The 14,153-nt window shown below is 64.0% G+C and carries 1 protein-coding gene; it reads right to left on the bottom strand.

Going from position 1 to position 14,153, the window contains the following annotated elements:
• Position 1: 1 nt before the first annotated feature.
• Positions 2-14,050: a non-ribosomal peptide synthase/polyketide synthase gene (locus tag ACA065_RS12740; protein WP_497694817.1), complete on the bottom strand. Its 14,049-nt coding sequence runs from the start codon at positions 14,048-14,050 to the stop codon at positions 2-4.
• Positions 14,051-14,153 lie beyond the last annotated feature (103 nt).

Below are 14,153 nucleotides of genomic sequence, written 5' to 3'. Positions count from 1 at the left end.
TTCAAATCGCCTCTAGTTCGCTCAAAAAGTCACGAAGATCATCAAAATCTTCCGCGCTGCCGGCGCGGAAGGTGGCTGCAGCCTGCACATAGGCGCGCAGCGTTTCGGTCTGGAACACCTCGACCAGGGGCACTTCCAGGCCCAGCTCGGACTGCACCCGCGACGTGATCTGGATCGCCAGCAAAGAATGGCCGCCGACTTCGAAGAAGTTGTCGTCCAGGCCCACTTGCGGCAGGCGCAACACTTCGGCCCAGATCGCTGCAATCTGCTGTTCCAGTTCAGTTTCGGGGGCCACATAACGTTGCTGCATCAGGCTCGCATCCGGCGCGGGCAAGCCCTTGCGGTCGAGCTTGCCGTTGGGGGTCAGCGGCATCTGCGCCAGGAACATGAAGTGCGTGGGCACCATGTAGTCCGGCAGTCGAGTCTTAAGGGCCCGGCGCAAAGCGTCACGGAACTCGGCCTGGTCGATCAGGGCTGGGTCGGCCGGCACGACATAGGCCACCAGTTGCTTGCCGGTCGGGCCTTCGTGGGCCACCACCACGGTTTCACCGACACTGCCCTGCTCGCGCAAGCGGGCTTCGATTTCACCCAGCTCGATACGGAAACCACGGATTTTCACTTGGTGGTCGACACGGCCCAGGTAGTCCACCACGCCGTCCGGGCGGCCACGGGTCAAGTCGCCGCTGCGGTACACACGGCTGCCGGGTTTGCCGAACGGGTCCGGCACAAAACGCTCGGCGGTCAGCGCCGGGCGCTCCAGGTAACCCCGGGCCACGCCCTCACCGCCCAGGTACAACTCGCCGGCCACGCCGATGGGTTGCAGGTTCAACTGGGCATCCAACACGTAGCCGCTGCGGTTGCCCAACAACGTACCAATCGGTGCGTAGACGGCGCCGCACGGGTCGCCCTTGCGCGCTTTCCACAGCAACGGCGTCACCACGGTTTCCGTCGGGCCGTAGCCGTTGAACAGGTAGGTCGGCTTGAGCGCCCGCCACGCCAGGTCGTAGCTTGCTTGAGCGACAGCATCGCCACCAAAGCAGTAAACGCGCACTGCCGGTGGGTTGCCGTCGCGCTCGGCGTGTTCAGCCAGTTGTTGCAGGTATACCGGCGGGAATACCGCCATGGTCACGTTGTGGCGGTGCATTTGTGCGTAGGTGTATTCCGGCAACCACAGGCTGTCATCGCGGATCAGCACGCTGGCGCCGTTGATCAACGGGTGCATCCAGCCTTCGTGCGAGCCGTCGAAGGCGAACGACATGAAGTGCAGCTCGCAATCGGCCGGGCCGGTTTCATAACGCTCGCCGGTGGCGATGATGTGCGCCACCAATGGGCCGTGGGACACCGCCACGCCTTTGGGCATACCGGTGGAGCCGGAGGTGTAGATCACGTAGGCCAGGTTGTCGCCGTCCAGTGCGACCTGTGGCGCGGCGGCGCTGCAGTTGGCCCAGTCCTCGGTGCAGTCGATTGCCAGGGTGTTCAAGCCCTCCGGTATCGGCAATTGCTGCAAGGCACGGGTGTGCGTCAGCAGTAATTGGGCGCGACTGTCGTCCATCATGTAGAGCAGGCGATCACGCGGGTACTCAATGTCCAGCGGCACATACACGCCACCGGCTTTGAGCACGGCGAGGAACGCCACCATAATCTCGGCACTGCGCGGCATGGCAATGGCCACGCGCACTTCCGGGCCCACGCCACGGGCGATCAGCGCATGCGCCAGGCGATTGGCCTGGCTGTCGAGTTCGCCGTAGGTCAGGGTGTGCGCATCGAATTTTACCGCCACGGCATTTGGGGTTTCCCGCGCACGGTCAGCGACCATTTCGTGCACCAGACGCTGGGCCGAGAAGCCCGAATCGGTGCAATCCCACAGCTGCAAAATGTGCTGCTGCTCATCCGGGTTCAGCAGGTTCAGTTGCCCGATGGCCTGTTGCTGATCGTCGACCATGGCCTGCAACAGGTTTTGCCAATGCCCGGCCATGCGTTCGATGGTGGCGTGGGCAAACAGGTCGGTGGCGTAACTCAGGGACGCACGCAGCGCCTCGCTGGATTCCTCCACATCCAGCGCCAGGTCGAACTGGGCAACCCCTTCATCGCCGTTCAACACCTCGACCTGCAGGCCCGACAAACGCTGCAAATGGCTGCCCGCCGAGGTCACGCGGTGGTTGAACAGCACTTGGAACAATGGGCTCAGGCTCATGCTGCGTTCCGGCTGCAGCGCCTCCACCAATTGCTCGAAAGGCAGGTCCTGGTGCGCTTGAGCATCCAGGGAGCGTTGACGCACTTGGTGCAACAGGTGCGTCACGCTCATCTGGCCGTTGATGTCGGCCTTGAGCACTTGGGTATTGACGAAGAAGCCGATCAGGCCTTCGGTTTCAAGGCGGTTGCGGTTGGCGATCGGCACGCCGACGCGTACGTCTTCCTGGCCGCTGTAGCGATGCAGCAAGGCCTGGTAGGCCGCCAGCAACACCATCGGCAACGTCACCCCGGCCTTATTCGCCAGGCTGCGCAAGCCGGCCAACAATTGCGGGGGCAGTTCAATGCCCAGGCGTGCACCGCGATGGGTCGGCAACGCCGGGCGCTGGTAATCAAATGGCAACTCCAGTACCGGCTGCTCGCCACCCAACTGCTCACGCCAGTAAGTCAGCTGGCGCGCTTTCTCGCCGGCTTCCATCCAATTGCGTTGCCACACGGCATAGTCGGCGTACTGGATCGGCAAGGCGGGCAGCTGCGGTGTGTGGCCATCACTGAATGCGGCGTAGAGTTTCACCAGCTCCTCGACCATCAGCTGCATCGACCAGCCATCGGAGACGATGTGGTGCTGCACCAGCGTCAGGACGTGATCGTCCTCGGCAAGACGCAACAACTTGACCCGCAGCAACGGCCCACGCAGCAGGTCGAACGGCTGCGCAACCGCCTCGGCCAGCTGCGCCTTGAGCCCGGCTTCATCGGTATCGCAACGTTCGATTTCGATCAGGCCCAGTTCTTCGATCACTTGCACCGCGCCGCCGGCCTCCTGGCGCAGGTGCGTACGCAGGCTTTCATGGCGCGCCAGCAACGTATCAACACTGCGTTGCAGCGCGGCTACGTCCAGCATGCCTTTCAAACGCAGGGCGCTGGGGATGTGGTACGCCGAGCTTTGCGGGTCGAGTTGCCAGAGGAACCATTGGCGCTCCTGGGCGTAAGACAGCGGCAACGGTTGCCCGCGGTCGGCCTTGAGCAGGGCCGGCGCGGTGACGCCCTCCTCGCCCAATGCGCGCACGAAATCAGCCAGCACAGGCTGTTCGAACAGGCGCTTGAGCGCCACCTCCAGCCCCAGTGCCTGGCGTACTCGTGACACCACACGCGTGGCCAGCAGCGAATGCCCGCCCAGTTCAAAGAAGTGGTCGTCGAGGCCCACTTGCGGCACCTCGAGCACTTGCGCCCAAATGGCCGCGACGTGTTGTTCGCGTTGACTGACAGGCGCCACAAAGGCTTTGAGCAACAGCTCGGCATCTGCCTTGGGCAGCGCCTTGCGGTCGAGCTTGCCGTTGGGGGTCAAGGGCAGGCTATCAAGAAATACCAGCTGTGCAGGCACCATGTAGTCCGGCAAGCGCTCGCGCAGATCAGCCTTGTACTGGTCACGCAGGGTCGCCTGCTGTTCGGCGGTGAAGGTCACCAGATAGGCGATCAAACGGTCGTTGTCGGCCAGTACCACGGCTTCGCGCACCGCCGCGTGTTCACGCAGGCAGGCTTCGATCTCACCCAGTTCGATACGGAAACCGCGCACCTTGACCTGATGGTCCACGCGGCCGATGTACTCCACCACGCCGTCAGGGCGATAGCGCGCCAGGTCGCCGGTGCGGTACAGGCGCTCACCGGGTGCACCATAAGGGTTGGGCACGAAGCGTTCGGCAGTGAGCGATGGCCGCGCGTGATAACCGCGCGCCAGGCCGACCCCGCCGATCAGCAATTCACCGGCGGCCCCCTGCGGGCAGGGCGTCAGCCCGGCGTTAAGAATAAACAACGAGGTATTGGCAATCGGGCGCCCGACAAAAGGCTGCGCCTGCGCCAGACGATGGGCCGCCGACCAGATGGTGGTTTCCGTCGGGCCATAGAGGTTCCACACCGGGCCCTGCAGGTCGAGCAGCCGTTGAGCCAGATCGACCGGCAGCGCTTCGCCGCCACACAGGCACTTGATGCCCTGCAGCAGAGGCGCGCGCGGGCTTTCCAGCAGCATGCGCCAGGTCGAAGGCGTGGCTTGCAGCACACTGACGGATTGGCCGTGTACCAGATCGAGAATCGCCTCCGGGTCGAGGGCCAGTTCCTGACCGCTCAGCAACACCGTGGCGCCGACGGTCAGCGGCACGTACAGCTCGAGGGCGAAGATGTCGAACGAGAAGGTGGTCAGCGACAGCACCCGCGCATCACTGGCAATTTCCAGGGTGGCGGCCATGCCAGAGGTAAAGCTGCACAGCGCCTGATGACGCACCATCACGCCCTTGGGCTTGCCGGTGGAACCGGAGGTGTAGATCACGTAGGCCAGGTGTTCCGGCGTGACATTGACGTGCGGGTTGTGTTCGTCGCCGACGGCATCATCGACCAGCAACACGTGCAGGCCGTGCGGTTGCGCCAAGCGGCCGACCAGCTGTGGCTGGGTCAGCAATACCCGAGCCTGGCTGTCTTCAAGCATGAACGCCAGGCGGTCCGCCGGGAACTGCGGATCAAGCGGCACATAGGCGCCACCGGCCTTCAGGGTTGCCAGCAGGCCCACCACCATGTCCAGCGAGCGCTCGACATGCACGGCCACCAACACGTCAGGGCCGACGCCGGCCGTAATCAGGCGATGAGCCAGGCGGTTGGCGCGGCGGTTGAGTTCGCGGTAACTCAGGGCGTCACCATTGAACTGCAGCGCGCTCGCGTCCGGCGTTGCCAGCACTTGCGCTTCGAACAGTTGATGCACGCAACGCGTGTGCGGGTAATCGGTGTGGCTGTCATTCCAGCTGTGCAGGGTCTGCTGCCATTGCTGCTGGCTGAGCATCGGCAGGTCATCCAGCGCTTGCGAGGCGTCATTCACCACCGCACGCAGCAGGTTCTGCCAATGCTGCGCCAGGCGCGCCAACGTCGCGGGCTCGAACAAGTCCGTGGCGTAGGACAGCGAGGCCCAAAGGCCTTCGGTGGACTCTTCGGTTTCCAGGTTCAAATCAAATTGGGTGGTGTGACCTGCCCAATCCAACGGCTGCAAGGCCAGGCCCGGCAGCTGCACCGGGCCGGCACGCAGGGTGTCCTGGTGATTGAACATCACCTGGAACAGCGGGTTGTGGCTGAGGCTGCGCTCTGGCTGCAGCGCTTCCACCAGTTGTTCGAACGGCAGGTCTTGATGGGCCTGGGCCTCCAGGGCGCGCTGCTTGACCTGGGCGAGCAATTGGCTGAAGGCCATCTGCCCGTCAAGGTCGACCTGGATGACCTGGGTGTTGACGAAGAAGCCGATAAGTCGCTCAGTTTCAAGGCGGTTGCGGTTGGCGATTGGCACCCCGACACGCAGCCGGTTCTGGCCACTGTAGCGATGCAGCAGGGTTTGGAACGAGGCCAGCAAGAGCATGAACACGGTCACGTCTTCGCGCTGGGCCAACGCTTTCAGGTCGGCCAACAGCGCAGGCTCAAGCTGAACCTGCTGACGCGCGCCGCGAAAGCTCTGCACTGCCGGGCGCGGGTGGTCCAGGGGCAGTTCCAGCAGCGGATGCTCATCACCCAGGCGTTGTTGCCAGTAATCGAGCTGACGCTGCTTTTCACCGGCCGCCATCCAATTGCGTTGCCACACGGCATAGTCGGCGTACTGGATCGGCAGCGCCGGCAACGGCGCCTGGCCCTGATACAGCGCCACCAACTCATCCACCATCACCTGCATCGACCAACCGTCGGAGATGATGTGGTGCTGGGTGATGACCAGCACATGGTGATCGGCCTCGATCACCAGCAGTTTGACGCGCATCAGCGGGCCGCTGCGCAGGTCGAACGGGCGCTGGATTTCCTGCTCAACACAGGCCTGGATCGCCGCCGCCTCTGCCCTCGCCTGCTCGACAGGCATCGCCAGGGTGGGTTGGATCACCTGCCAGGTCTGCTCACCGTCTTCCACAAAGGTGGTGCGTAACGGTTCATGGCGCAACACCAAGGCCTGGACCGCGCGCTCCAGCGCGGTGATGTCCAGATGGCCGCGTAGATGCAGTGCTGTGGGCACGTGATACGCGGCGCTGGTTGGGTCCAGTTGCCACAAAAACCACTGGCGTTCCTGGGCGAAAGACAGTGCCATCGGCTGCCCCCGTTCCAGGGCCACCAACGGCTGAGCACTCTGCTGATGCAACCCCGAACAGGCCGTGGCAAACGCTTGCAACGTCGGCTGCTCAAAGAGTGCCCGCAATGGCACTTCCAGCTTCAACGCATGCCGCACGCGGGAAATCACCTGAGTGGCCAGCAACGAATGGCCGCCCAGTTCAAAGAAGTGATCCGTGAGGCCGACCTGTTCAACCTGCAGCACCGCTTGCCAGATCGTCGCCAATTGCATTTGCAGCGGAGTTTGTGGCGCCACATAGGCCTGTTGACGCAGATTCAGGTCAGGCGCCGGCAGCGCACGGCGGTCAAGCTTGCCGTTGTTGTTCAGTGGCAAGGCGTCCAGCACTTGCCAGTGCCCCGGCACCATGTAGTCCGGCAGCGACTCGCGCAAGGTGGCCGCCAGTGCCAAAGCATCCAGCGTTTGACCGTGGGCGGGCACCACATAGGCGACCAATTGCAGGCCGATTGCACTCGGCAGGGCGATGACCGCGGCTTCACGCACCTGCGGCAAGGCTTGCAGGCAGGCCTCGATTTCGCCCATTTCGATGCGGTAACCGCGAATTTTTACCTGATGGTCGATACGCCCCACGTACTCCAGCGCCCCGGTGGCGTTGTAACGCGCCAGGTCACCGCTGCGGTACAGCCGAGCGCCCGGTACGCTGGAAAACGGGTCAGGCAAGAAGCGCTCGGCGGTCAAGGCCGGGCGGTCGAAATAACGCTGGGCCAGGCCTGCTTCGGCGCCAATGCACAGTTCGCCGACGCCGTCGGTGGCGAGCAGTTCGAAACCACTGTCGAGCACATACAGCGAACGGCCGGCGATGGCGCGGCCAATCGGCACGCCGAACGCATCACTGGCGTCCGCCAGTTGGCAGTCGTGCACGCTGGACACCACCGTCGCCTCGGTCGGCCCATAGGTGTTAACCAGGCGCACGTGGCTGAGCCCCGCAGCGTGCCAGGCCCGTACGCCTTCCACCGACATCGCCTCGCCTCCCACATGCACTTGGCGCAAGTTGCCCAAGGAGCGGCGGTCGACGGCACACTCCTTGGCCAGCAAATACCAGTAAGCGGCCGGCAAGTCGGCCAGGGTCACGCGCTGCTCGACGATCTCGCGCGCCAGTTGCCCGGCGTCCCACAGCTCATCGCCGCGCATGATCAAGGCCGCGCCCACGCACAGTGGCGGGTAGCACTGCTCGACAAAGCCGTCGAAGCTGAAGGTCGCAAATTGCAGCACGCGGTCTTCTGCACTCAGCCGGCTATAGGCCTGGGCGCTGTCGCAGAACTGGCCGAGGGCGCCATGGTCAATGGCCACGCCTTTGGGCAGGCCGGTGGAACCGGAGGTGTAGATCACATAGGCGAGGTCGGCAGCCGTTGCGGAGTTGGCTGGATTGGTCGCCGGGTAGCTGTGCAGCTCCTCACCGGTCGCACTGAAATCCAAACAGGCCAACCCTTGCGGCAGCGGTAGATCGGCGAGCAAACCGGTTTCGCAGAGCAGCAGGTCCAGGCGACTGTCCGCGAGCATGTAGGCCAGGCGTTCGGCTGGGTATTTCGGGTCCAGCGGCACATAGGCAGCGCCGCTTTTGAGCACCGCCAGCAAGCTGACGATCAACTGCGGGCCGCGCCGACTGGCCAGGCCCACGCGCTGGCCCGGCCCCACACCGAGTGCCAACAGGCGATGAGCCAGGCGATTGGCCCGCGCATTGAGCTGGGCATAGCTCAGGCGCTCACTGCCCGCCTGTACCGCCAGCGCGTCAGGCGTGGCGTGGGCCTGGGCGGCGATGCGCTCATGCACACGCAGATGATGCGGGCCGGGCCCGGCGGCTTGGCTCAGGGTGAGCACGTCGTGCTGTGCGGCGGCGTCCAGCAGTTGCAGGTTGCCCAGCGGCGCACTGGCGTCCGCCACCAGCTGCACCAACAGGTGACACAGGTTGGCGCCCAGCCGCGTGACCTGTTGCTCACTGAAGTGCGCGCGGTCGTAGCTGAAGTCCAGGCGCAGGCCGGCACCCAGCTCCACGCCCAGGGTCAACGGGTAGTTGGTGCGTTCATGGTTGTGCATCCGGCCGAAGCTCAGGCCTGCGGGCGCGCCTTGCTTCAACGCTTCGGCCACCGGGAAGTTTTCGAACACCAGCAAGGTATCGAACAACGCCGCACCTTGCTGACCGCCCCACGCCTGGATGTCGTAGAGCGGTACGTGTTCATGGTCGCGCAAGCTCAGGTTCAGGGCTTGCAGCTCACTGAGCCAAGTGCTGGCCGACTGAGCCGGTGAAGCCGCGCTGATGATCGGCAAGGTGTTGATGAACAAGCCCAGTTGCTGCTCGATGCCCGGCAACGGCGCCGAACGGCCGGCGACGGTGGCGCCGAACGCCACGCAATCCTGGCCGCTGTAACGCTGCAGCAACAGGCTCCAGGCGCCTTGCAGCACGGTATTGAGCGTGACTTTTTGTTGACGGGCAAATTCGCCGAGGGCCTGGGTAAAGTCGTTGCCCAGCAGCACTTGATGGTCAGCCATACCCTCGCCGTCGACCGGCGTACGCAGTGCTTGCGCCAGTAAGGTCGGCGCTTGCAACGGCGCCAGGGCATTTTTCCAGAACGCCTCGCCCGAAGGCTGCCGTTGCAGCCAGCCCAGGTAATCGCGGAACTGCCCCAGCGGGGCCGGCAAGGCCTGGCCTGCATAGTGGGCAAGCACTTCGCCGAGCAACTGCGCGTTGCTCCAGCCATCCATGAGGATGTGGTGGCTGGTGAACATGAAGTGCCAGGCAGAGCCCGCGCCGCGCACCAGCATCAGCCGAAACAGCGGTGCGGTATTGAGTTCAAAGCCACGTGAACGCTCGGCATCGGCCAGCGCATCGAGGTCGGCATGTAGGTCTTCAATCACTTGCAACTGCACGTCGACCTGACGCTTGATCACCTGATGGGCGCTGTCCAGGCCCAGCCAGTGGAAGCTGCTGCGCAAGATGTCATGGCGGTCCAGCGCCGCTTGCCAGGCACGGCCGAAGGTCAGCAGGTCCAGGCCATCGATGTCCAGGCGCAGTTGGTTGATATAGGCCTGGGCCTCGGGCGCGTACACGGTATGGAACAGCATGCCCTGCTGCATCGGCGACAGCGGGTAGAGGTCAGCGATATCCGGACCCGCTACCGGCAGCGCATCCAGCTGCTGCTGGGTCAGGCGCGCCAACGGGAAGTCCGACGGCGTCACCTGCCCTGCCGGCGTTGCGCAGCAATGCTCGATCACGGCCTTGAGTTCGGTGGTGTAGTCGTCGGCCAGGCGCTGAAGGGTGGCGGCGTTGAACATCTCACGGCTGAAACCCCATTGCAGCGACAACTCACCGCCATACACCTGCCCTTCCACTGTCAGCCAGTTGGCCAACGGCGCTTCAGGGGCCTGGGCCTGGCCGCTGCCCTCGGCTGCCGGAATGAACAGCGCCGCCTCGTTGAACTGGCGGTCGAACTGCCCCAAATAGTTGAAGGTGATACGCGGCGCGGCCAGGCCGGCCAAGGTTTCGCGCGATTGCGGGTTACCCAGGTAGCGCAGCAGGCCGTAGCCCAGGCCCTTGTCCGGGACGGCGCGCAGTTGCTCCTTGACCGACTTGATCGCGGTCGACAGTTCGCCGTCTGCCTGCAAGCGTACTGGGAACAGGCTGGTGAACCAGCCGACGGTACGGCTCAGGTCAACGGCGTCGAACAGGTCTTCACGACCGTGCCCTTCCAGCTGAATCAAGGCGGCTGATTGGCCGCTCCAACGGCTGATCACCCGCGCCAGCGCCGTCAGCAGCAGGTCGTTGACCTGGGTGCGATAGGCCGCCGGGGCGTCCTGCAGCAGTTGGCGGGTGTGCTCGGCGTCGAGGCGTGTTTCGAGTTTGCTGCCCAGGTGGTTTTGCAGGCCGCCCTGAGGGTTGTCGCACGGTAATTCGGCGTCGCTGGACTGGGCCAGCCAGAAAGGAAGCTGATCGTCGAGGGTGTGTGCGTGGGCCTGTAACTGCTGCGCCCAGTGCTGATAGCTGCTGGTCTTGGCCGGCAATGTGGCTTCGCGGTAAGCCTGTTGCAGGTCTTCGAGCAGGATGCGCCAGGACACGCCGTCGACTGCCAGGTGATGCACCACCAGCAGCAGGCGTTGGGTGCCATCGGCCATCTGCACTAACGCTGCGCGCACCAGCGGGCCTTGTTGCAGGTCCAGGCTGCGTTGGGCTTCATCGCACAGCGCGGCCAATTGCGTGTCGTCGGCCGCCTGGGTTTGCCACAGCGCCGACTCGGCGACGGGCGCGCCGTGGGCTTGCTGCCAGATATCGCCCTGCTGCACAAAACGCAGGCGCAACACATCGTGGTGGTTGATCAGTTGCGTCAGCGCCGCCTCCAGGCGCGCAGGCTGCAGCGACTCGCGCGGGGTCAGCAGCAACGACTGGTTCCAATGGTGCCGTGCCGGGATTGCCTGGGCGAAAAAACTTTGCTGCACCGGCGTCAGGATCACCTCACCCATGACCGGTGCTTGATCGATAACCGCCGCCTGTTCAAAGGCGGCTACCAGCGCCAGGCTGCGCACGCTCTGATACTGGAACAGGTCGCGCGGGCTGAGACGAATGCCTGCCTGACGCGCGCGGCTGACCACCTGGATGGAGATGATCGAGTCGCCGCCCAGCTCGAAGAAGTTGTCGTCCAGGCCGACCTGTTCCACGCCGAGCACGTCACTCCAGATCGCCGCCAAGGCCTTTTGCAATTCGCTGGAGGGCGCGACAAACGCTTGTTGCGGAGCCGCATCTGGCAGCGGCAGCGCCTTACGGTCGAGCTTGCCATTGGCGGTGACTGGCAGCTTGGCCAGGTGCACCATATGGGTCGGCACCATGTACTCCGGCAGGCTGCTGAGCAGCCACGCCTTGAGGTCGGTCGGCGCTTCGCCGTCGATCACCAGGTACGCCACCAGTTGCTTGCCGCCCTGCACCAGCACCACCGCTTCACGGACCGAAGGATGTTGCATCAGGCGCGTTTCGATCTCGCCGAGTTCGATGCGCAAGCCGCGCAGCTTCACTTGATGGTCGAGACGACCGAGGTATTCGATCACGCCATCGGCGCGCTGGCACACGCGGTCGCCGGTGCGGTACAAGCGCTCGCCGTGGATAAATGGGCTGGGCACAAAACGCTCGGCCGTCAGCGCCGGGCGGCGGTGGTAACTGCGCGCCAGGCCCGTGCCACCCAGGTACAACTCGCCGGACACGCCCGCAGGCACCGGGTTGAGCTGAGCATCGAGCACGTAGGTGGCAAGGTTGGCGATAGGCCGGCCGATCGGCACGCTGTCGGCGCCTTCATCGACGCAGGTCCAGTGGGTCACGTCGATAGCGGCTTCTGTCGGGCCGTAGAGGTTGAACAAACCCGCCTGTGGCAGCTTGGCGAAGACTTGCAGCTGCGCATCCAATGGCAAGGCCTCACCACTGCACACAATACGTTTGAGGCCGGTGCACGCTTGTACGCCCGACTCATGAATAAACGCCTGCAACATCGACGGTACGAAGTGCAAGGTGGTGATGGCATGGCGGCCAATGGTTTCGATCAGGCGTGCCGGCTCGCGATGTTCGCCAGGCGCGGCGATCACCAGGCGGGCGCCGGTCATCAATGGCCAGAAGAATTCCCATACCGACACGTCAAAACTGAACGGGGTTTTCTGCAGGACCGCATCGCTGGCATCCAACCCATAGGCCCGTTGCATCCAGCACAAGCGGTTGGCCAGCGCACGATGGCTGTTGCCGGCGCCTTTGGGCTTGCCGGTGGAACCTGAGGTGTAGATCACATAAGCCAGGTTGAGCGCGTGGATAGCCACGGCGGGCGATGCACTGCTGTAGGCGTCGAGCCAGGTTGGCGCCTGGTCCAGGGCAATCACCTGGATGCCTTCGGTTGGCAGCAACGCCAGCAGGCTGTGTTGGCTGAGCAGCAACGCGATGCCGCTGTCTTCAATCATGTAGGCCAGGCGTTCCTGCGGGTACTCCGGGTCCAGCGGCACGTAGGCACCGCCCGCCTTGAGAATCGCGAGCAGGCCCACCACCATTTCGACGGAGCGCTCTACGCAGATGCCCACCAGCACATCCGGGCCCACGCCCTGCTCGCGCAACGCATGCGCCAGTTGGTTGGCACGGGCGTCGAGCTGGGCGTAGGTCAACGTGGTGCCACCAAACACCAGGGCTGGCGCGTGCGGCGTGCGTTGCACCTGGTCTTCGATCAGTTGATGGATGCCGCGCTCGGTCGGGTATGCCTCGGCCGTCTGGTTCCAGGCATGGGTCAACACTTGCTGGTCTTCAGCAGCCAGCATCGGCAACTCACCGATGCGCTGTTCGCCATCGGCCACCATGGCCTGCAACAGGCTGATCCAGTGCTCGGCCATACGCGCGATGGAGGGCGCATCAAACAGGTCGTTGGCGTAGGTCAGCGCGGCGTGCAAAGTGCCGGATTTTTCATAGGTATCGAGGGTCAGGTCGAATTGGGTAGTACGGCCCTGCCACTCCACCAAGGACAGCTCCAGGCCGGACGCGGTGCTGACCGAGGCGATGTCCGCCACCACCGGTTGATGGTTGTACATGACTTGGAACAGCGGCGTATGGCTGAGGCTGCGCTCAACCTTCAGGGCTTCCACCAAGCGTTCGAAGGGTAATTCCTGATGGTCCTGGGCACCCAGCGCGTGCTCCTTGATGCCTTGCAGCAGCTCGGCAACGCGGGTCTGCCCGGTCAGTTCGGTGCGCAGCACCTGGGTGTTGACGAAGAAACCGATCAGCCCTTCGACTTCACTGCGGTTACGGTTGGCGATGGGCACGCCGACGCGGATATCGCCCTGGCCGGTGTAGCGATGCAACAGCACGTTGAAGGCGCCCAGCAGCCACATGAACAAGGTGACGTTGTGCTGTTGCGCGCAACTGCGCAGTTGCGCGGCCAGGCCTGAATCAATCGCAAAAGTGTGGCGCGTGCCTTGGTAGCTGGGCATGGCCGGGCGCGAGCGATCCGTCGGCAGTTCCAATACCGGATGCTCATCGCCCAGACGTGCCTGCCAGTATTCCAGCTGCCGAGCCTGTTCCCCTGCTTCCAGCCAGCGGCGCTGCCACAGGGCATAGTCGCTGTACTGGATCGGCAACGCTGGCAATTGCGGCGCCTCGTTGCGCTCATGGGCGTCGTAGCAGCGGATGAACTCGTCGATCAGCACGTTCATCGACCAACCGTCGGAGACGATGTGGTGCAAGGTCAGCAGCAGCACGTGCTCTTGCGCGTCGAGCTTGAGCAATTGCACGCGCAGCAGCGGGCCGTGTTCGAGGTCGAACGGCAGCAGCGATTGACGCGTCGCGGCTTCGTTGACGGCCTGCTCACGCGCAGCGGGGCTCAAGGCACTGAAATCCAGGTGCTCGACGGCCAGCGATGGCTCTACCGCAACTTGAGTCAGGCGCTCATCGACCTGGCGCTGGAACACCGTACGCAAGGTTTCATGCCGCGCCACCAGGCTGGCGAACGCTTGCTCCAGCGCGCGCAGACTGAGTGCACCCTTGAGCCGCACCGCGCCGGGCAGGTTGTAGGCGCCGCTGGCCGGGTCCAATTGCCACAGAAACCACATGCGCTGCTGCGCGTAGGACAGTGCCTGACGGTCCTCGGCCTCCACCCCTGCCGGAATCGGAAACCGGGAAAAATCCACGCCTTCTTTCTGCAGGGCTTGCAGGAACACTTGGCGTTTTTCCAGGGGCAACCCGATAAACCGGCGAGCAAGTTTCAAGGAGTCTTCAGCATTCATTTCTTGGAGTCCGGAGCAATAGGCAGGAAGCACAAAGGCACGTCGTCCCTATAAAACGAACCGGGCGGGGAAAAATTAGCGGGGGATGAAAGGCTTGGAGCGA

It is taken from the genome of Pseudomonas sp. LBUM1640, assembly GCF_059716225.1.
The sequence above is the reverse complement of the archived record's forward strand: the minus strand, read 5'-3'. Positions and strand labels throughout refer to the sequence as shown.